The organism is Verminephrobacter eiseniae EF01-2 (genome assembly GCF_000015565.1).
Classification (GTDB): domain Bacteria; phylum Pseudomonadota; class Gammaproteobacteria; order Burkholderiales; family Burkholderiaceae_C; genus Acidovorax; species Acidovorax eiseniae.
On sequence record NC_008786.1, the window covers coordinates 5371665 to 5392231 of the forward strand.

18 protein-coding genes are annotated in these 20567 nt (G+C 67.5%); 6 read left to right on the forward strand and 12 right to left on the reverse strand.

The window, feature by feature from the left end:
* Positions 1-11: 11 nt before the first annotated feature.
* Together VEIS_RS23545 and VEIS_RS23550 are read right to left on the reverse strand one after the other, a co-directional pair.
* Positions 12-1199 (reverse strand): LegC family aminotransferase, encoded by a 1188-nt coding sequence (locus tag VEIS_RS23545; protein ID WP_011812526.1) that lies wholly within the window; start codon positions 1197-1199, stop codon positions 12-14.
* A complete protein-coding gene (locus tag VEIS_RS23550) occupies positions 1174-2184 on the reverse strand; it encodes an NAD-dependent 4,6-dehydratase LegB (RefSeq protein ID WP_011812527.1) in 1011 nt (336 codons plus the stop codon). Before VEIS_RS23550 ends, VEIS_RS23545 begins: the two co-directional genes overlap by 26 nt.
* A gap of 72 nt (positions 2185-2256) precedes the next feature.
* Between VEIS_RS23550 and hisF the strand changes: the two genes are divergently transcribed.
* The 4 genes from hisF to VEIS_RS23570 all read left to right on the forward strand — a co-directional run bounded on the left by hisF (position 2257) and on the right by VEIS_RS23570 (position 6689).
* Complete coding sequence (hisF, locus tag VEIS_RS23555) at positions 2257-3174, forward strand: imidazole glycerol phosphate synthase subunit HisF (RefSeq protein WP_232287790.1); 918 nt, start codon at positions 2257-2259, stop codon at positions 3172-3174.
* Positions 3171-4079: a glutamine amidotransferase-related protein gene (locus tag VEIS_RS30970; RefSeq protein WP_232287791.1), complete on the forward strand. Its 909-nt coding sequence runs from the start codon at positions 3171-3173 to the stop codon at positions 4077-4079. Before hisF ends, VEIS_RS30970 begins: the two co-directional genes overlap by 4 nt.
* A gap of 6 nt (positions 4080-4085) precedes the next feature.
* Positions 4086-5888, forward strand: a complete 1803-nt coding sequence (locus VEIS_RS23565; protein WP_011812530.1) for a polysaccharide biosynthesis protein — start codon at positions 4086-4088, stop codon at positions 5886-5888.
* A gap of 186 nt (positions 5889-6074) precedes the next feature.
* Positions 6075-6689, forward strand: a complete 615-nt coding sequence (locus VEIS_RS23570) for a hypothetical protein (RefSeq protein WP_011812531.1) — start codon at positions 6075-6077, stop codon at positions 6687-6689.
* A gap of 75 nt (positions 6690-6764) precedes the next feature.
* On the opposite strand, the gene VEIS_RS23575 is transcribed toward VEIS_RS23570, so the two are convergent.
* Positions 6765-7394, reverse strand: coding sequence for an LON peptidase substrate-binding domain-containing protein (locus VEIS_RS23575; RefSeq protein ID WP_011812532.1), 630 nt, complete (start codon positions 7392-7394; stop codon positions 6765-6767).
* Between the two features lie 109 nt (positions 7395-7503).
* Here VEIS_RS23575 and VEIS_RS23580 point away from each other — a divergent pair, with 109 nt between their 5' ends.
* A complete protein-coding gene (locus VEIS_RS23580) occupies positions 7504-8049 on the forward strand; it encodes a YggT family protein (RefSeq protein ID WP_011812533.1) in 546 nt (181 codons plus the stop codon).
* A 105-nt stretch (positions 8050-8154) separates the two neighbouring features.
* Here VEIS_RS23580 and accD read toward each other — a convergent pair whose 3' ends face one another.
* The 6 genes from accD to VEIS_RS23610 all read right to left on the reverse strand — a co-directional run bounded on the left by accD (position 8155) and on the right by VEIS_RS23610 (position 15692).
* Entirely contained in the window at positions 8155-9027 is an 873-nt protein-coding gene (gene accD / locus VEIS_RS23585) for an acetyl-CoA carboxylase, carboxyltransferase subunit beta (RefSeq protein ID WP_011812534.1), read from the reverse strand.
* 50 nt (positions 9028-9077) lie between these two features.
* Entirely contained in the window at positions 9078-9917 is an 840-nt protein-coding gene (trpA, locus tag VEIS_RS23590) for a tryptophan synthase subunit alpha (RefSeq protein ID WP_011812535.1), read from the reverse strand.
* The gene (gene trpB / locus VEIS_RS23595; protein WP_011812536.1) at positions 9914-11179 is read right to left on the reverse strand and encodes a tryptophan synthase subunit beta; all 1266 of its coding nucleotides are present in this window, start codon (positions 11177-11179) and stop codon (positions 9914-9916) included. Before trpB ends, trpA begins: the two co-directional genes overlap by 4 nt.
* A complete protein-coding gene (locus tag VEIS_RS23600; protein WP_011812537.1) occupies positions 11157-11927 on the reverse strand; it encodes a phosphoribosylanthranilate isomerase in 771 nt (256 codons plus the stop codon). The genes trpB and VEIS_RS23600 overlap by 23 nt, the downstream gene beginning before the upstream one ends.
* The gene (truA, locus tag VEIS_RS23605) at positions 11924-12742 is read right to left on the reverse strand and encodes a tRNA pseudouridine(38-40) synthase TruA (protein ID WP_011812538.1); all 819 of its coding nucleotides are present in this window, start codon (positions 12740-12742) and stop codon (positions 11924-11926) included. The genes VEIS_RS23600 and truA overlap by 4 nt, the downstream gene beginning before the upstream one ends.
* Before the next feature lie 130 nt (positions 12743-12872).
* The gene (locus VEIS_RS23610) at positions 12873-15692 is read right to left on the reverse strand and encodes a FimV/HubP family polar landmark protein (protein WP_157048652.1); all 2820 of its coding nucleotides are present in this window, start codon (positions 15690-15692) and stop codon (positions 12873-12875) included.
* 272 nt (positions 15693-15964) lie between these two features.
* On the opposite strand from VEIS_RS23610, the gene VEIS_RS27325 reads away from it, so the two are divergent.
* Positions 15965-16108, forward strand: a complete 144-nt coding sequence (locus VEIS_RS27325) for a hypothetical protein (protein ID WP_157048435.1) — start codon at positions 15965-15967, stop codon at positions 16106-16108.
* Between the two features lie 21 nt (positions 16109-16129).
* On the opposite strand, the gene asd is transcribed toward VEIS_RS27325, so the two are convergent.
* The 3 genes from asd to VEIS_RS23625 form a co-directional block, all read right to left on the reverse strand.
* A complete protein-coding gene (asd, locus tag VEIS_RS23615) occupies positions 16130-17269 on the reverse strand; it encodes an aspartate-semialdehyde dehydrogenase (RefSeq protein WP_011812540.1) in 1140 nt (379 codons plus the stop codon).
* A 281-nt stretch (positions 17270-17550) separates the two neighbouring features.
* Positions 17551-19665, reverse strand: a complete 2115-nt coding sequence (locus tag VEIS_RS23620; protein ID WP_011812541.1) for a sensor domain-containing diguanylate cyclase — start codon at positions 19663-19665, stop codon at positions 17551-17553.
* A 177-nt stretch (positions 19666-19842) separates the two neighbouring features.
* Positions 19843-20466, reverse strand: a complete 624-nt coding sequence (locus VEIS_RS23625) for a Crp/Fnr family transcriptional regulator (RefSeq protein ID WP_011812542.1) — start codon at positions 20464-20466, stop codon at positions 19843-19845.
* Positions 20467-20567 lie beyond the last annotated feature (101 nt).

Genomic DNA, 20567 nt, shown 5'->3' on the forward strand with positions numbered 1-20567 from the left:
CGGGTCGCACCCTAGGCAGGCAGCAGCGGCAGGCCCAGGCGCACGCCCGAGGGCAGGCTGATGATGCGCTGCGCCAGCGATTCGGCGCGGGTCAGCGGGCTGCGCGGATGCTGGCGGTACATGGGCAGCAGGTGCAGTGGTTGCCAGACCGGCCGGCAGTGCAGGCCGGCGTCGTGCAAGGCGTGCAGCGTGGCATCGAGCCAGGCTTGGTCGGCGCTTTCGGCCAGCAGCGTCACCAGCCAGTAGTTGCTCTCGGTCCCGGGCGGGGATGGCAGGATGCGCAGCCCGCCCAGGCCGGCGAAGGCCCGCGCGTAGGCTGCGGCCAGGGCCCGCTTGGCCGCCAGGAAGCGCGGGGCCTGTTCCAGTTGCGCGCAGCCGAGCGCCGCGTTCAGATTGGGCATGCGGTAGTTGTAGCCGACCTGGTCGTGCAAGAAGGCCCAGGCATGTGGCTGCTTGGCCGCCGTCGTCAGGTGCTTCAGGCGCTGGTACCCCTCCTCATCGTTGGTCGTGACTGCGCCGCCGCCGCCGGTGGTGATGATTTTGTTGCCATTGAAGCTGAAGACGGCGGTGTGCCGGCCGTCGCCGACAGGCCGGCCGTCCAGGGTCGCGCCCAGCGCCTCGGTGGCGTCTTCGATCAGTTGCAGGCCCCATTCCCGGGCGATGGCGGCCAGTTCCCCGAGTTGGCACGGATGGCCGAAGACATGCACCGGCATCAGGGCACGGATCGGTCGCCCCGTCAGCCGGTTCAGCGTCTGGCCGCTTTGCTGTCTGGCGATGCGCTGCAGATGGGCGCGCAGTGCCACCGGGTCCACGCCCAGCGAGCTTTCCTCGACATCGACGAAGTGCGGCACGGCGCCGGCGTGCACCACCGCATTGGCGGTGGCCACGAAGGTCAGTGCGGGGATCAGCACCTCGTCGCCGGCCTGCACGCCCGAGAGCATCAAGGCCGCGTGCAGCGCGCAGGTGCCATTGACCATGACCAGCGCGCGCCGGGCGCCGCAGAACGCGGCCAGGTCGCTCTCGAAGCGGTTGACGAAGGCGCCGACCGAGGACACCCAGCCCGTGTCGATGCAGGATTTGACATAGGCGTTCTCATTGCCGGCGAACAGCGGCTCGTGCAGCGCAATCGGGCGTGGCGCGTCGCCGACGACTGCCGAGATGGCGGCGATGATCTCAGACGACGTAGCGTTGCGCGTCATGGTAGTGGCTGCGGTTGTCGGGGTTGGCGAACCATTCCAGGCTGCGCGTCAGGCCCTCCTTGAGGCCCTCCCGGCCGGCCAGGCTGCTTTGCCAGCCCAGCAGCGCGCAGGCTTTGGCCGGGTCGCAGACCAGTCGCCCGACCTCGCTCGCGGCGGGGCGCAGGCGCGCCGGCTCGGCTTCGATCTCCAATGGCTTGCCGGTGATTTCGGCGACCAGCCGGACCGCGTCGCCAATGGATATCTCGTGCCCGCTGCCCAGATGGATGGTCTCGCCCACGGCCTTGTCACTGTCCAGGATCGCGATCAGGCCGGCGACGGTGTCGGTGACGAAATTGAAGTCGCGTGTCGGCGCCAAGGCCCCCAAGCGCAGGCGCGGCGCGGCGCTCAGGGCTTGCAGCATGATGCAGGGCAGCACCGCCCGCAGGCTCTGGCGCGGGCCATAGGTGTTGAACGGCCGCGCAGTCGCCACCGGTGTGCCAAAGGCGCAGTAGTAGCTGTAGGCCATCTGGTCGGCGCCGATCTTGCTGGCCGCGTAGGGCGACTGGGCCAGCAGTGGATGGGTTTCCGGGATGGGGATGATCTGCGCGCTGCCGTAGACCTCGGAGGTCGAGGTATGCACCACTTTGCGCAGCTCCAGGTCGCGCGCCGCCTGCAACACATGCAAGGTTCCGGTGACATTGGTGTCCACATAAGACGAGGGCGCTGTGTACGAGTACGGGATCGCGACCAGGGCGGCCAAATGCATCACCGCGTCGCAACCCTGCATCGCCTGGCGCACCGACGCTGCGTCGCGCACATCGCCCATGACCAGATCGATCCTGGCGCGCGTGGCCGGCGCCAGCGTGTCGAGCCAACCGTAGTGTCCGAACGAGTTGTACAAGGCCATGGCGCGGACCCGGCGCCCTTGTGCCACCAAGGCTTCGACGAGGTGGGAGCCGATGAACCCCTCGGCGCCGGTGATCAGGATGTTCTGCAGTGCTGGCATCAGTCGAGGATTTGCTTCGGAGTGTGCGGGTACTATACAAGCCCGCACCCCGCGTCTGACCCGAAAACCGTTGTGGCTGGCATTCGAATCATTCCCCGGCTCGACATCAAGGGCCCGCATCTCATCAAGGGTATCCATCTCGAAGGCCTGCGGGTCGTCGGCGATCCTCATGTGTTCGCCCTAGTGTCGCGTCACCGATCATCTGTCGGTCTGCGCTGGCCATCGAAGCGCATCGCGGCGTTGCATCGCTTGCCAATACGCTCGGTATTGGCTGCGCGATGCGCCTTGCGCTGCGCTCCGATGGCTGCGCGCAGCCTACGACATCTGATCGGTGACGCGACACTAGGCTATTACAGCCAAGGCGCCGACGAGTTGGTCTTCATGGACATCGTGGCCAGCCTGTATCAGCGCAACAACCTGGCCGGGATCATCGAACGCGCGGCCGATCAGATATATGTGCCGATCACGGTGGGCGGAGGCATCCGGTCACTGCACGACGTGCGCACCATGCTTTGCTCCGGCGCCGACAAGGTGGCCATCAACACCGCAGCCGTGGCCCGGCCCGGGCTGATTGCCGAAGTCTCCGAGCGCTTCGGCTCCCAGTGCATGGTGCTGTCCGTCGAAGCCAAGCGCAAATCCGGCGGCGGCTGGGAGGCTTTCGTCGACAACGGCCGCGAGCATACCGGGCTGGATGTCGTCGCGTGGGTCCGGCAGGCCGTGGCCCTGGGGGCGGGCGAGATCATGCTGACCTCCGTCGACCAGGAAGGCACGCGCAAAGGTTTCGACGTCGACCTGGTGCGCACTGTGGCCGGCTGTGTCACGGTGCCCATCATTGCCAGCGGCGGTTATGGCCGGCCCTCGGACCTGCAACAGGCGGCCGAGGCCGGTGCTTCGGGTTTGGCCATCGCTGATGCGCTGCATTGGCAGCGCGCCACCATTGCCGAGTTGAAGGCCCATGCGCGCGCAGCCGGTTTGGAGGTTCGCCCGTGAGCGCTGCCCGGCCGCCCGAAGGCGCTCACACCGTAGCCGAAGGCGAAGGTACTCCAGCGAACGCCCCTGCAAGCGCCCCTGCAAGTGCTCCCGTGGGTGCGCGGTCGGTCACCGTCATCGATTACGGAATCGGCAACCTGCTCAACGTAGTCCGCGCCTTGCAGCACTGCGGTGCCAGCGTCCGGGTGGTGCAAGACGCCGCCGGGCTGCACGCCATGCCCGAGCGTCTGGTGCTCCCGGGCGTCGGCGCCTTCATCGGCGGCATGGTGGAGATGCGCCAGCGCGGCCTGGACGACCTGATGCGCCGCTTCGCCGCCACCGGCCGGCCGCTGCTAGTGTCGCGTCACGGATCAGATGTCGTAGGCTGCGCGCAGCCATCGGAGCGCAGCGCAAGGCGCATCGCGCAGCCAATACCGAGCGTATTGGCAAGCGATGCAACGCCGCGATGCGCTCCGATGGCCAGCGCGGACCGACAGATGATCAGTGACGCGACACTAGACATTTGCGTCGGGGCGCAGATGCTGTTCGATGCCGGCCAGGAGTTTGGCGAGCACCCCGGGCTGGGTTTGCTTGCCGGCCGGGTGCAGCCGGTTCCCGAGGCCACGCCGTCCGGCGGCAGGCACCGCATTCCGCATATCGGTTGGAGCGCCCTTGTCCGCCCGCCCGCCCGGGCGACCTGGGCGCATTCGCCGCTGGCGCAAATGCCCGAAGGGCAGAGCATGTACTTCGTGCATTCCTTCGCCCCGGTTCCTGCCGACGAGGCGCACCGCCTAGCCGATACTTTCTATGACGGTGTGCGCATCTGTGCCGCAGTCGGTCGGGACAACATCTGGGGCTGCCAGTTTCATCCGGAGCGCAGCGCCGAGCACGGCCTTGGCGTGTTGCGCTCTTTCCTGGCTCTGTGACGGCGTATGCACTTCTTGCGCTCCCCCTTGGTGCTCTTTGTCGCCGACCTGGCGCTGGCGCTGCTGGCCTGGTGGCTGGCCTTCTGGCTGCGTTTCAACCTGGACATTCCGGAGGAATTCGTCCAACTGGCCCTGGCGAGCAGCCCATGGTGTGTGCTGGCCTACGGGGTCGGCTTCGCGTTCGCCCGGATCGACCGCCAGGTCTGGAGCTATATCGGCCTGCCCGAGCTACGCCAACTGGCCATCGGCATCGTCCTGAGCGGCACGCTGACTGCGGCGGGGGTGCTGATGCTCAGGCTGCACGCTTTCCCGCGCTCGACCCTGCTGTTGCAGCCGCTGCTGGCCTTGGTGCTGATGGGCGCTGCCCGGGCGGGCTGGCGCACGTTCGCCGAGCGGCGCCTGGTGGCCCGGCAGGGCAAGCCGGTGCTGATCCTGGGCACTTTGCCGCAGGCTTCGGACGCGCTGCGGGCGCTCAAGGGGTCCTCGCAATGGCAGCCGGTGGGCATTTTGTCGCCGCAACCCGACGAGGTGGGCCGCTCGCTGCAGAGCGTGCGGGTCTGGGGCACGCCGGCCGAGACCGCGCGCGTGGCGCAGACGCTGGCCGTGCGGGCCTTGCTGGTGGCCAGCCCGCCGGGCGCATCGGGCCGGCGCGAGATGCTGCTGCAAGCCGCAGATACCGGCGTGGCGCTGCTGACCTTGCCACGGCCGGACGAATGGCTCAAGAGCGACGGCGCGGGGCCGCGCAGGCTGGAATTGGAGGATCTGCTCGGCCGCGAGTCGGTGCAGTTGGATGTGGCCAGCCTGTCGGGCCTGCTGTCGGGGCAAACCGTGCTGGTGACAGGCGCGGGGGGCTCGATCGGCGCGCAGTTGTGCCGCCAGATCGCGCGTTTCGGTGTCCGGCGGCTGGTGTGCGTCGACATTTGCGAATTTGCCGTCTACCAGTTGGAGCAGGAACTGCGCGAAGCCCACCCGCAGATGCAAGGCTGCTACTACACCGCGAATGTGCGCGAGCCGGCGCGCCTGCTGGCCATCGCGGACAAGCACCGCCCGGCCGTGGTCTTTCACGCCGCTGCGTACAAGCATGTGCCGTTGATGGAGGAGCTCAACGCGATCGAGGCCCTGCGCACCAACGTGGCCGGCTCCTGGCATGCGGCGCGCGCGGCCGGTGTTTGCGGGGCCGGGCGTTTCGTGATGATCTCCACCGACAAGGCCGTCAACCCGACCAACGTGATGGGCGCCAGCAAGCGGCTGGCCGAGTTGATGGTGCAAAGTGCCGCGCAGGCGTTCGCCGGCACCCATTACGTCTCGGTGCGCTTTGGCAATGTGCTGGGTTCGAGCGGCTCGGTGGTGCCGCTGTTCACCAGGCAGATTGCCACCGGTGGCCCGGTCACCGTGACGCATCCGGACATCGTGCGCTACTTCATGACCATTGCGGAAGCGGCGCAGTTGGTGCTGCAAGCCGGGTTGATGGGCCGCTCGGGCCAGATCTTCGTGATGGACATGGGCGAGCCGGTGAAGATCATCGAACTGGCCCGCATGATGATTCGTCTGTCCGGCAAGACCGAACTGGAGATTCCGATCAGCTACACCGGCCTGAGGCCCGGTGAAAAATTGTTCGAGGAATTGCTGGCCAACGACGAATCCAGCGTGGCCACGCCGCATCCCAAACTGAGAATCGCCAAGACCTCCCGGCAGGGGCTGCCGGATGTGGCGTCGGTGTTGCAATGGATCGGGGATGCCGATGCTGAACCAGAGGAGGCGATACGGGCCTGGCTCCGGACGCTGGTGCCGGAGTATCTGGTGCGCTGAGCCTGAAAACCGCAGTGCCGGCCACCCGCAGCGCCAGGGCCGGCGCGGCCTGGGGGGAAGGCGCCGAACTGGCCATTCACCGGGGCTCGATCGGCGAACGATCACGGGGTGCGGACTGCGGCGCGCGGGTCTGGTCCGGGGCGCTGGGATGGGTAGCCATGGCAAAAGGCCGCCCTCATCACGGCGATGCACCGCATCGAGCAACGGCAACTTCCGGTCGTATTGGTCGGTGCCGGCCTGCCGCAACTGCGTGGCCGCATGGGCAATGCCAAGTCGTATGCGGAACGACTGTTCGACTTTCCCGAGATCGGCGCACTCGCGCCGGCAGCGGCGGCCCGGGCCATCGAAAAGCCGTTGCATGCCGAGGGGGTGGAGATCACGCCAGAGGCGCTCGGGCAGATTCTGGACGTGACCCGTGGCTACGCCTACTTCCTTCAAGCCTGGGCAAGCCACACCTGGATGGCGGCCAATGGCTCGCCGATCGTTGTCCAGGATGTCCACAGGGCCGGGACCACGGCGATCGCCGCCATGGACGAAGGGTTCTTCCGGGTTCGATTCGACCGCTGCACGCCCAAGGAAAAAAAGTACCTGCGTGCGATGGCTGAGCTCGGTGAAGGCCCCCATCGGTCGGGTGATATAGCGCAGTGCATGGCCGAACGAGTCTCGTCCCTGGCCCCGACCCGAAACACGCTCATCGGCAAGGGAATGATCTGGAGCCCGAACCACGGCGACACCGCCTTCACGGTGCCGATGTTCGATCAGTTCATGAAGCGGATCATGCCCGCAGACAGTTGGCGCTGACGCGCGCCCGCAGCCATCCACCGGCATGGGTCAGGGGTGAGGGTTCAGCCGCAAAACCGCAGTCCGCAGGCTGCCTCAATTGGCAATCCCCGTGCGCTCCAGCACATCCCCGACCAGTTCCAGCCGCACCAGCGGATTGTCCAGTTCCATCAGCCGTTGCCTGAGCGCCAGCGGCACCGGCAGCAGCTCGCACCAGCGGTTGGCCACCCAGCCGCAGTCGTCCAGTTGCTCCGCCGTGGGCCTGGTGGCGCTGTGCAGGCCGCGTTGCTCCAATGTGCGCAGCAACTGGGCCAAGGCGGTGGCGGTCTTGCGCAGGTCCGGGGGAATCGGCACCGCCAGGTCCGGGTCGATCAGGCCAATGTCCGCCAGCCACAAGCCCTGGGGCAGGTGCTGGCGCCGGGTGATGCGAAACCGTTGGCTGCCGCGGCACAGCAGCGTGATCAGCCCGGGCTGCGGGTGCTCCAGCCGTTCGATCAGCGCCAAGACGCCGATGTCATTGAACTGCTCTGCCGGAGCGCCGGCCTGGCGCACTTCCTGGCCCCGGGTGAGCGCCACCACGCCAAACGGCGCGCCGGCCTGCCGGCATTTGCGCACCATGTCGAGGTAGCGCGGCTCGAACACGCGCAGGGCCAGCATACCGCCGGGAAACAGCACCGAGCCCAACGGGAAAAGGGGCAGCGATGACAGGGTAAGGGCTTGTGTCATGGACGGTAGCGCCAGGCCCTATCATCCCATGACGCTGCGCGCCATCCACATGGTGCCCAGCGGCATTTACACGACGCATTCCGCTCAACCGCTGACTTTTGTGGCCCCCATGCTCTATCAGATCGCCTCTTTCCTGCTCGACGTTCTTGGTGGCCTGTTCGCCGGGGCCTGTCTTTTGCGGCTATACATGCAGTGGCAACGGGTCGGGTTTGCCAATCCTGTCGGTGGTTTGGTGTTTGCGCTGACCGACTGGCTGGTCATCCCGCTGCGCCGGGTGCTGGTGCCGGTGGGCCGCTGGGATGGCGCCAGCCTGGTCGCCGCGCTGCTGCTGCAACTGGTGCAGTATTTCCTGCTGGCGCTGATGTGGGCGGACTCTGCATGGACCTGGCTGCCATGGCTGGCGTTGCTCGGCCTGATGCGGGTGGTGGTCTCGGGACTGACCGGCCTGCTGATCGTCCATGCCGTCCTGTCATGGGTGCAGGGCCGGTCTGTGTTGGCCGACATGCTGGCCCGGCTGAGCGCGCCGTTGCTGCGCCCGTTGCGCCGGGTGATGCCGCTGGTCCACGGCATCGATTTCACGCCGCTGCTGGCCTTGGTGCTGCTGCAGGTGCTGATGATCGTTCTCGGGCATTTGCAGGCCAGCGTGCTGCGCTGATGCCCTGGCCATGCATCAAATACCGCAACAAACACCGCAGTGGCGCATGGCCTGCTTTTGCCGGAAGCTATTGAAAGGATGGTAACGAGGCCCTGGCGAGGCCGCTCACCCGACGGCATCGGCCGGTAGCCGCTGCAAGATGGCCAGGCTGCTGGCCACCGTGCTGCGCAGTTCGCGGCGGTCGCAGATGAAGTCGATGGCGCCCTTGGCTTGCAGGAATTCGGCGCGCTGAAAGCCCTCCGGCAGCGTGACGCGCACGGTCGATTCGATCACGCGCGGGCCGGCAAAGCCGATCAGGGCTTTGGGCTCGGCGATCACGATGTCGCCGACGAAAGCAAAACCGGCACTGACGCCGCCCATGGTCGGGTCGGTCAGCACGCTGATGAACGGCAGGCCCTTTTTCGCCAGGCGCGTCAGCGCCGCATTGGTCTTGGCCATCTGCATCAGCGACAACAGACCTTCTTGCATGCGGGCGCCGCCGGTGGCGGTAAAGCACAGAAAGGGCAGCTTTTGCTCGATGGCGGTTTCCACGCCGCGCACAAAGCGCTCACCGACCACCGAGCCCATGGAGCCGCCCATGAAGTCGAACTCAAAGCAGGCGGCCACCAGGTTGATGCTCTTGACGGCGCCGCCGATGACGATCAGCGCATCGGTCTCGCCGGTGTTTTCCAGCGCTTCCTTGAGCCGCTCCGGGTACTTGCGGCTGTCCTTGAACTTCAGGGCATCGACGGGCAGCACCTCCTGGCCGATTTCGTAGCGGCCTTCGGCATCGAGGAAGGCATCCAGGCGCGTGCGCGCGCCGATGCGGTGGTGGTGGCTGCACTGCGGGCAGACATTCTGGTTGTGCTCCAGGTCGGCCTTGTAGAGCACCGTTTCGCAGCTCGGGCATTTGACCCACAGACCCTCGGGCACCTGGCGGCGCCCGGTGGGGTCGGTTTGCTGGATTTTCGCGGGCAGAAGTTTTTCTAGCCAGGACAATGCGGTTCTCCCGTCGGTTGCTCCAGCGCGCGATGCGGCGCCGGGCCGCATTATGCGTCCAGCGCCTTGCGGATGCCGCGCAGAAAGTCGATCGTGACCGGGACGACCTTGGCATGCTCCTGGTCTTCGATCAGCTCGATGATGCGGCTGCCGATGATCACGGCATCGGCCACCTTGCCAATCGCCTGGGCCGTGGCCGCGTCGCGGATGCCAAAACCCACGCCCACGGGGATGCGCACATGCTGGCGGATGCGGGGCAGCATCTGTTCGACGGCGCTGCGGTCCAGCGCGCCCGAACCGGTCACGCCCTTGAGCGAGACGTAGTACACATAGCCGCTGGCCACCTGCGCCACCTGCGCCATGCGCTCGGCGGTGCTGGTGGGCGCCAGCAGGAAGATCAGGTCCATGCCCCGTGCGCGCAGGCTGGCGGCAAAGGCGGTGCATTCTTCGGGCGGGTAGTCGACGACCAGCACGCCATCGACGCCCGCGGCGGCGGCGTCGCGCACGAATGCTTCCTGCGCCCCCTGCGCTCCCTGCTGCGCCCCCTGGCCATGGATCTGCTCGTAGCGCTCCACCGGGTTGGCGTAGCCCATCAGCACCACCGGGGTGGTGCCGTTGCGCTTGCGAAATTCCCGCACCTGGTGGAACACCTGCGACATGCCAATGCCCAGTCCCAGGGCTTTTTCCCCGGCCCTCTGGATCACCGGGCCATCGGCCATCGGGTCGGAGAACGGCACGCCCAACTCGATGATGTCGGCGCCGGCCTCGACCATGCCGTGCATCAGCGCCGGCGTGATGTCAGCAAACGGGAAACCGGCGGTGACGTAGGGAATCAGCGCCTTGCGGCCCTGGTCCTCGAGCGCACGGAAGGTGGCTTCGATACGGCTCATTGGCTGGCCCCCTTGACGGACTGCCCATGGCAACTGGGGCGGCAGTAGAAATCGGCACCGCTCAGGTCGGCCACGGTGCCTATGTCCTTGTCGCCACGGCCCGAGAGGTTGACCAGGATCGACTGGTCCGGGCGCATGGTCTTGGCCAATTTGAGCGCATGGGCCACGGCATGGCTGGATTCGAGGGCCGGGATGATGCCCTCGGTACGGCACAGGAAGTGGAAGGCATCGAGCGCCTCCTGGTCGGTGATGCCGACATACTCGGCGCGGCCGATCTGCTGCAGCCAGGCATGCTCGGGGCCTACGCCAGGGTAGTCCAGGCCCGCGCTGATGCTGTGGGTTTCGGTGATCTGGCCGTTGGCATCTTGCAGGACGAAAGTGCGACTGCCGTGCAGCACGCCCGGGCTGCCCTTTTGCAGCGATGCCGAATGCTGGCCCGACTCCAGCCCCAGGCCGGCGGCTTCGACGCCGATCAGGCGCGTGCCGGCAAACGGGATGTAGGGGTGGAAGATCCCCATCGCGTTGCTGCCGCCGCCCACGCAGGCGATCACGGCGTCGGGCTGCTGGCCGGCCGCCATGTTGCGGGCCAGCATGGCCGGCATCTGCTCGATGCATTCCTTGCCGATGATGCTCTGAAAGTCGCGCACCATCATCGGATAGGGGTGCGGCCCGGCCACCGAGCCGATGATGTAGAAGGTGTCGTCCACATGGGTCACCCAGTCGCGCATGGCTTCGTTGAGGGCGTCCTTCAGGGTCCGGCTGCCGGACTCCACCGGCACCACGGTGGCGCCCAGCAGTTTCATGCGGTAGACATTGGGGCTTTGGCGCCGCACATCGTGCGCGCCCATGTAGACCACGCATTCGAGCCCATAGCGCGCACAGATGGTGGCTGCGGCCACGCCATGCTGGCCGGCGCCGGTTTCGGCAATCACCCGGGGTTTGCCCATGCGCCTGGCGAGCATGGCCTGGCCGATCACGTTGTTGATCTTGTGGGCGCCGGTGTGGTTGAGGTCTTCGCGCTTGAGGTAGATCTGCGCGCCGCCGATCTCGCGGCTGCTGCGGGCGGCGTGGTAGATCGGCGCGGGGCGGCCCACGAAATGCTTGAGCTCGTCGCCGAACTCGGCCAGGAACTCCGGGTCGTTCTGGTAGCGGGCGTAGGCCGTGCGCAATTGCGCTATGGCCAGGGTCAGCGTCTCGCTGACGAAACTGCCGCCGTAGGGGCCGAAGTGGCCGGCGGCATCAGGCTGTCGATAGGAAGTCATCGGGATTTCGTGCAAGTTGTGCGTCGGCCGCGCGCACGGCGGCGACGAAGCGTTGGATTTTCCCGGCGTCCTTGATGCCCTTGAGCGGCTTGCCATCGGGGCCATCGGCCTCGACGCCGGAGCTGACATCAACCGCCAGCGTCTTGCAACGCGGGCGGACTTGCAAAATGCCATCGGCCACGTTTGCAGGTGTGAGTCCACCAGACAAAACGAGGTGACAGTCGACGCTTGGTGGAAGGAGTGACCAATTGAATACCTTGCCGCTACCGCCATAACCGTCGACATGGGCGTCGAGCAAGATGGCCTGGGCCTGACAGTGATCCAGCGCGTATTGTACGAGATCGAACCGCCCGCCACCGCGCGCGCCGCCCGTTCCATCGCCCAGCGGAATCCGCGCCGCCCGCAGATAGGGCCGGGCGCCCTGGCCGGTCGCCGCCAGGCAATCCTGCGCCGATTCATCGCCATGGAACTGTATGGTTGCGCCCGGGATCGCCGCGCAGGCCGCCAGCACATCGGTCGCCGGCGCGTTGACGAACAGCAGCACCGGGGTCACGAACGGGGGCAGGCGCCGGGCCAGCGCTGCGGCCCGCGCCAGGGTCACGGCGCGCGGGCTGGCGGCGTACAGCACCAGGCCGATGGCGTCGACACCGGCCGCCACGGCGGCATCCAGGTCTTCTTCGCGCGTCAGGCCACAGATCTTGATGCGGGTGCGGGCCGCAGGCCGCAGCGCAGTTGCCGGGTGTTTCATGGCCAACCGTCAAAAGCAACCGTGCGCTCGGGCAGGCCCCAACCGGCAGCGTAGACCGGCCCCAGAAAATACAGCCCATCCGGAGCAAAGGTAGGCGCCGCAGCGGCGCGCGACCGGGCGCGCAGCAGTTGCTGCATCCATTGCGGCGACTGCTTGCCCTGGCCGATGGCGACCAGGCAACCCATGATGTTGCGGATCATGTGGTGCAAAAAGGCGTTGGCGACAAACTCGAAGCGCCAGTAGCAGGGGCTCCAGCCCAGCGCCGGGTGGGGCGGGCTTTGGCCACGGCACGAGATGCCGATGCGCCGCAGTGTTTTGACCGGGGATGGCGCCTGACAGGTCGAGGCCCGAAAGGCGCTGAAGTCATGCTCGCCGACCAGGTAGTCTGCGGCCTGCTGCATCGCGTCGTGGTCGAGCCGGTGGCACACCCAACCCACGCGCCCGGACTCCACGCTGGGCCGCACGGGCGATTGCAGCAGCACATAGGCATAGCGCCGGGCCAGGGCGCTGGCGCGGGCGTGGAAGCTGTCGGGCACCGCTTGCGCCCACTGCACGGCAATGTCTGCCGGCAAAAAGCCGTTGGTGCCGCGCACCCAAGACGCGGCGGGACGATCGAGCGGGGTATCGAAGTGCACCACCTGCATCAGCCCATGCACCCCCGCGTCGGTGCGACCGGCGCACAGGGTGCTGACGGGGTGCGTGGCGAAACGGCCCAGGGCCGCTTCGAGTGCGTCCTGAACGGTGCGCACCGAAGGCTGACTCTGCCAGCCGCAGTAAGCCTGGCCGTTGTAGCTGATACCCAGAGCCATCCTCATCGGCAGACCTGGGGCGGGAGAGTTTGCCGAACGGGCCGCAAGGCGCACGAGGGGCACGAGGGGCACGAGGGGCACGAGGGGCACGAGGGGCACGAGGGGCACAAAGGGCGCAAGGGCGCAAGAGGCCGAATCAACCCAAGTTGGCCAGCATGCGCTGGGCCTGGGCTTTGAGCGCGCCACTGGCCTCGGCCATCACCTCTTCGATCAGCGTGCGGGCGCCATCGGCATCGCCAATGGCATCGAATTCTTGCGCCAATGCCAGTTTGGTGGCCAACGGGTCGTCTGCCGCCGCAGCCAGACCATTGGCGGCGGACTCTGGCGCCGCCGCCAGTTTGCTCGGCACATCCAGATCCAGTGACAAATCGCTCATATCGAATTCCATCGGGGAGGTGCTTACCGCCAGGCCCGGTTCTGCGCGCGGCAAGCCCGGCCTGGCCAGTGGCATGGGCACCGTGTCCATCGGAGCACGCAGCGTCGTGCCCGGGGAGTTGTACACCACATCCTGCGCCGGCGGGGCGACCGGTGGTGCCACCAAGGATGCAGTGGTGGGGGCCGGGGCCGGCGCAGGTGATCGGGCGGGCGAAGCAGCCGGCATTTCCAACCCGGGGTGCAGCGTTTCGGGCACACCGGCATTCTTGTCATTCTTGGCACTGGTATTGGCTGGACCGCGGTCGCTGCCGACCGTAGCCGGGACAGCGGCGGCAACGACCGGCGCGACGGCTGGCTCAGCCGCCAATCCTTTGGGCGCCGGCGCCGCTGGCGCTTGGACTTTGGGCACCGGCGCCGTTGGCGCCTGGGCTTTGGGCACCGACGCCATTGGCGCTTGGGCTTGGGGTGCCGGCGCCGTTGGCGCTTGGGCTTGGGGTGCCGGCGCCGTTGGCGCTTGGGCTTGGGGTGCCGGCGCCGTTGGCGCCTCGGGCACAGCCGCATCGAGCAGGGTCAAGTCCAGATCGAGGTCCAGGTCGGACATTACCGTCGGGCGGCCTGCGCCGGCGTCCGGGGACGCAGGTGCGTCACCGATGCCCTGACGGCCGCCGGGTTGGTACAGACGGTTGTCCGGATCCAGGTCGCGGCCGAGCTCGACGATGCGGGACCAGTCGAGCCCCTCGCCCTGGGTGAGCTTGAAGACCTGCGTGGCGACCGCCTCCAGCGCCTTGTGGTCCTTGCGCTTGGCATAGATTTCACCGAGCTTCAGTTGGGCGGAGATGCGGCCGGGGTTGTGACGCACGGCTTCTTTCAGAATCTCTTCGGCCTGCAGGTTGCGGCCATAGGCCAGATACACCTCGGCCTCGGCCACGGGGTCTACATCGCCGCCAGCGTCGAGTTGACTGGGCGAGTAGGGGGCCATCATCGAACTGCCTTTGCCCGCATCGCTATGGATCGTGTCCACACGCTGGCCGCCGCTCGAACCAAAAAAGGAGTCGGGCGGAATACGGCTTTCCTCGCGGGAGACATTGCTCGCGTCGCTGCTTTGGCGGCGCCGCTGCCAGACGCGGTACGCGCCAAAACCGAGCAGGCCGACAAGCACTACGCCGCCGCCAATGGGCAGCAACGGCTCGGCCATCAGGGTCGACAGGAAATCGGGCTCTTCGACCGGCATCGGCGGGGGCACCGGCTTGGGTTTGGCGGCGGCAGGGGCCGGCGCAGACGCTGCCGGAGCTTGCGCAGCGACCTCCGCAGGGGGAGCGTCGGCGCTTGCCGCGCCGGGCGAAGCCTCCGGGGCCGGCGGCGCTGCAGGGGGCGCGGGTATTGCTGCGGGGGTTGGTATGGTCACGGCCGCAGGGACTGCGATTTGCGCCGTTGCGGCAGGGGCTGCGGGCTGCGCTGCAGCGGGGGCTGTGGTTTGCGCCGCAGCGTTGCTTTTGGCGCTGCCTGTGCCCAAATTGCTCAGTTCAGCGATGTTCTTGGACAGTTCGGCCATCCGCGTGGCGGTTTCGCTGGCCTGCTTGTCCTTGGCCAGTTGCTCCTCGGCGGTAGCGGCCTTGTAGCCCTTGACCGATCCTTTGGACAGCGTCAGCCTGTCCGGGGCCGCAGTCGCAGGCCTGTTGTCTTCGACCTGGGCGCTGACGCTGCCCGAAGCCGAGCGCTGCGCGGCGGCGACCTTGGCCATCGGCACTGCGCCGGCGAGCCTGCGCCGGAACTCGCTGAAGTCGCGCGCTTGTGCGGCCAGCATCCGGCGTGCCTGGGCGGCCGGAATCGACTGCGCCGTGGCCTGGTCGGGTATGCGCAAAATGGCGCCCGCCTTCAGGCGATTGACGTTGCTCTGGACGAATGCCTCGGGATTGGCGTGCAGCAGCGCGACCAGCATCTGGTCCAGCGAGACGCCCTGGGGCTTGTTGGCACTGGCGATGCGGCTGGCGGTATCGCCGACCTGCGCGGTCACGCCGTCGGCCGGTGCCATGGCCGCACCGCCCACCGGCGCCTGGCGCGGGACGGGGCGGGTGGCCGCAGCAGCGCCAGCCGCTGTGTCGGACGGGGCCCCGTCGGCCGGCGCTTTCGCCGAGGCCGCAACCTGGGGCGCCGCCGCGACGGCAGGCGCAGCCCGGCGCAGGTTGGGCGGGTCGAGCAGCATGGTGTAGCTGCGCACGATGTGGCCGGACCCCCAATTGGCGTCGAGCACCAGATCGACGAAAGGCTCGTTCACCGGGCGCTCACCCGACAGGCGCAGCATGGCCGTGCCATCGGGCCGGCGCTGCAACTGTATCTGCAGATCGTTCACCGCCGAGGTGTATTCCATGCCTTGGTCGCGGAACACTCCGGGGCTGGCGATCGTTGCGCGCAACTCATCGGCTTCGACCGGGGTGATCTGCGGCAGGTCGATCTCGGCGCGCAATGGCTCGCCCAAGGCCGATCGCACGGTGATGGCGCCCAGCGCCAGGGCGGAGGCATCGAGGGAGTAAAAACCGGCGCAAACTGCGGCCACCAAGACAGAGAATTTCAAACGACGCATGTTTGCCGAGGATTTGTTACGTTTTGTTACGGCTCGGACGAGCGGTGCTTTTTCTCTCATGGTCTGATCCCCGTCCCGGCGCGTGAAAATATGTAAAAAGCACCATAACATCAATGGGTTGCGCTCACAAGCAAAGGTGGCACAGAAGCTCTGGCTGGAGCGCCGCAGGCCCTACTTTGGGCCGGCAGATGTTGTCAATTGACAACGCCGTCGGATACACCAGGCCGCAGGCGATCGATGGTGTGCAAAAAACGCCTGCGGCACCCCCCCTAGTGTCGCGTCACCGATCATCTGTCGGTCTGCGCTGGCCATCGAAGCGCATCGCGGCGTTGCATCGCTTGCCAATACGCTCGGTATTGGCAAGCGATGCGCCTTGCGCTGCGCTCCGATGGCTGCGCGCAGCCTACGACATCTGACCGGTGACGCGACACTGGCTTTCACTGCGCTGCGTCCAGCAAGATGCGCAGCATGCGGCGCAGTGGCTCGGCGGCGCCCCACAGCAGTTGGTCACCAATCGTGAACGCACCGACATACTCAGGGCCCATGGCCAGTTTGCGGATGCGGCCCACGGGGATGGTCATGGTGCCGGACACCGCCACCGGCGTCAGCGCCTCGATGGTGGCTTCACGGGTGTTGGGGATCACCTTGGTCCAAGGGTGGTCGGCGGCGATCATGGCCTCGATATCGGCGATCGGCAGGTCTTTCTTGAGCTTGAAACTCAGGGCCTGGCTGTGGCAGCGCATCGCGCCCACGCGCACGCAAAAACCATCCACAGGAACGGCCGGGGTGCCAAAGCCCTCGCCTTGGCCCAGGATCTTGTTGGTTTCGGCCATGCCTTTGTACTCTTCGCGGGACATGCCGTTGCCCAGGTCCTTGTCGATCCAGGGGATCAGGCTACCCCCCAGCGGCACGCCGAAGTGGGCGGTTTCGGCGCTGCTCAGCGCACGCTGCCTGGCGCTGACTTTGCGGTCGATTTCCAGAATCGCGCTGCCCGGGTCGTCGAGCAGGGTCTTGACCTCGGCGTTGAGCGTGCCGTATTGCGTCAGCAGTTCGCGCATATGCTGCGCGCCGCCGCCCGATGCCGCCTGGTAGGTCTGGCTGTTCATCCATTCCACCAGGCCGGCCTTGTACAGCGCGCCCACGCCCATCAGCATGCAACTGACGGTGCAGTTGCCGCCGATCCAGTCCTTGCCACCGCTGGCCAAGGCTTTGCCGATCACCGGCATGTTGACCGGGTCGAGCACGATGACGGCATGTTTTTGCATGCGCAGCGAAGATGCGGCGTCGATCCAGTGGCCGCTCCAGCCAGCGGCACGCAGTTTGGCGTAGACCGCGTCGGTGTAGTCGCCGCCCTGGGTGGTGATGATGATCTCGCAGCGCTTCAGGGCCGCGAGATCGAACGCGCTTTGCAGCGTCGTTTCATTCTTGGCCGGGGCCGGGGCCTTGCCGCCAGCGTCGGATGTGGAAAAGAACAATGGCTCGATCAGGTCGAAGTCCCGTTCTTCGGTCATGCGCTGCATCAGCACCGAGCCGACCATGCCGCGCCAACCGACCAAACCTGTCAACTTGCTGCCCATTGCAGAGCCCTTTCAAAGAAAACCGTACCGGACCAAGGGGTAGGCCCCGGCGCGTCTGGCCAGGGGCAGGATGCTGCCGGAGCCGGATCAGCCGGCGGTGGTTTTGCTGGCGCTCGCGCTTGATAAGGCCCTGTCGGTCTCGCCCCTATGGGCCTTGGCGGCGGCAATGCCCCAAGGTGAGCAGGCGGGCGGCAGGGCGCCATTGTAGGGGATGCAGGGTGGATGCAAAGGAGATGCGAAGGGGATGCGGGCCGGGCGCCGCCGCGCAACGGTTCGACCGCTCAGGCCGGCCTCAGCGTCATGCGCCCGGATGCCGTGACTGCGCGGGTCTGCACCCGGTTGCGGCCAGCGCGCTTGGCCTCGTGGCAGGCCATGTCGGCGGCGTAGAGCACCGACGCCACATCCTGCAAGCTGGCATCGAGCGCCACCAGGCCGATGCTCACCCCCAGCGTGAAGCGGCGGCCCTGGTAGGAATGCTCCCAGGCCTGCACTGCGGCGCGCAACTGTTCGGCCACCGCCTGGCCGCGTGCCAATGCGCAGCCGGGCAGCACCACGGCAAATTCGTCTCCTCCCAGGCGCGCGACCCAGCCGATCTGGCGCACCTGCGTTCCGAGCAGGCGCGCCACATGGCGCAGCACATCGTCGCCGGCGTCATGGCCGGCAATGTCGTTCACCTCGGTGAAGTGGTCGAGATCGAGAAACAGCACGACGCCATCGTCCGGCGGCGGATTTCCCTTTGCGCCCTGCACCGCGCCCTCTGCCGCGCGTTGGGCCAGCAACAGGCCCAGCCGCTCGTCGAAGGCCGCGCGGTTGGGCAATTGTGTCAGCGCGTCATGCCGGCGATCCCGGGACTGCTGCACCTGCGCCTGGCGCGCGGCGCTGATGTTCTCCAGTATCCAGACCATGCCGCCACGCAACTCGTCGGGCCGAACGCCTTGTCCCTGCACACGCACCCACAGGGGGCTGCCGTTTTTGCGGCGCAGGCAGATGTCGCCATCGAATGCGCCATGCGCAACCATCTCGGTGCGCACCAGGTCTGCCACCTGCGCGTAGTCTGCGTCGCTGGCGTACAAACTGCTGACGGGGCGCCCCTGCAACTCATCGTGCGCCGCATAGCCCAGCATCAGGCAGGCTTGGCGGCTCACCTTGTCCAGCAGGCCGTGGCGCGAGATGACGATGCCTGCCGAGGACTTGTCCAGAACGGCCTGCAACTGACCGTCGAGCAGGTCCTTGCGCATCTGCTGGCGCCGGCCCTGCTGCGCCAGGCCCTGGAATGCGCGCAGCAGTTCGCCCACCTCATCGCCCGCGCGCGACCAGACCATGTCCACGCGCGGCCAGTCCATGTCTGCGAGCGGTTGCAGGCCGGTGCCGGTCTGGAGCCAGTGGCGCGACCTGTGGGTCAACTGCGCCAGGGGCTGGGCCATCCAGCCCATCGCTGCCAGCGCCAGCAGCAGGCACAGCGCCATGCCCGCAATGGCCAGCCACCAGGCTTGGTGCTGCGCATCCCGCAAGGGCGCCAGCAGCGCCTGGGTGCGGCTGACCCGCGCCACGATCCACTGCGGCAGCGGCATGCCGGCCATGCTCGCGATGTAATCGGGCTGCACATCGGTGATGCCCCGCCCCACCACAGGCTGGGCCTGCGCCAGCCAGCGCGCGTAGACCGGCGCCAGCCCGGCCTCATCGCGCACTTGGCCCAGGATGCGGCGGGGGTCGGAATGCGACAAGATGGTGCCGTCCCGCGTGAAGACGATGAACTCCGAGTTGTCGCGCGTGGGCCAGGCCATCGATGGCGGCAGCAGGCTTTGGGACTGCAACCGCAAGGCCCCTGCCACCACCCCCAGCACGCTGCCATTGGTGTGGTGCAGCGGCATGGTGAACATGACCCGCGCCTCGTTCGGACGGCCGCCGGCAATGAGTTCGCAGACCAGCGGCTTGCCGCCCACGAGGGTGCGGCGCAGCGCGTCACGCTCTGCGGGGTCGAGATCGGCCGCCTGCTCCAGATGCCCTGCGCGCAGGCTCAGCCGCACCTGGCCGCTGGCGTGGGCCACCTGCATGGTGTCGAAAAACTGCGCCGCCGGCAGTCCCTGCTGCAGCAACCATTCCAGCGCAGACGGCGACTTGAGCATGCCCGGCGTGATGCCTTCGGCCACGGTGCGCAGCAGTTTTTGGCTTTGTTCGATCTTGCTGGCCAGCAGGCGCGCGACCACTTCGACCTCATCGGTCTGCTGACCCACCAGTTGGCGCACGGCCTCTCGTTCCAATGCCTGCGTGACCAGCCATGTGGCCAGCGCCCCCGACAAAGCCAGCGCCAGCGCGGTCACCAGCATCAGCCGCAGCACCAAGGCCCCGGGCAGCAGCCAGCCCGGCGTGCCGCGCTGCGCGGGAAACTCCGACATGGGGGCGTCACAGGCACGCTCGGGGGTGGCGCTCGTCGGCATGGGGACGGTTCGAAACGGTCAGACCCCGGCGAATATACGCAGCCCCTGCGCCCCGGGGCCTGGGTAGAACCCTCGGTTGCACCCCCAAGGAAAACCCTGGGTCCGTCGGCCGCCGTGGCGCTCCGTGCGCCGGCCTCAGCCGCCGGCCATGGCCTGCAATGCCCGGGGCTGCGGCAGATCGAGCACATCGCCGCTGCCGTGGATCAGGCCCTGCTCGCGCAAATGGCGCAGCACGCGCGAGAAGGTCTCGGGCACGATGCCCAGTTGCGCGGCGATCAGCCGCTTGCGCTGGCCCAGCGTGACCTGCAAGGCGCCGCTGTGATCGGCCCGGGCGTGCATGAGCAGCCACTGCGCGCAGCGCGCTCGGGCATCCTGCGCCAGGCGGCTGACGGCCAGTTCGGACTGCTGCCGGTAGCCCTGGGCCATGTCGAGCAGCAGGCCGCGCGCGCCCGGGGCCATCTTGGCCAGGCTGCGGCGAAATCCCTCGATCGGCAAGCGGCGCACCTGCACGCGCGTGTCGGCCACCATGTCCACCGGAAACGGCAGGCCCATCAGTGCCGATGCGGCGTCGAGCCAGAACGGCCCTTCCACCGCGCCCAACTGGTGGCGCACCAAGCCCTCGTCCAATATGCCGTGCAGCACGCGGCCGCTTTCCAGATGCAGCACGCAGGTCAGCACCTCGTTGCGCCTGCGCAGCACCTGGCCGGGGGCCATCACCTCGGTTTCAGCGGGCAGGCGAAAGAGTGCGGAAGGCAGCATGGCGCGGACTGTGCCGTGCCCGCACCGGGCGGGCTTTGAGCAAGATCAAAGCCGCGCCATGTCGGCAGTCTGCCTCCCAAGGCGCCCAAGGCGCTGCCCGG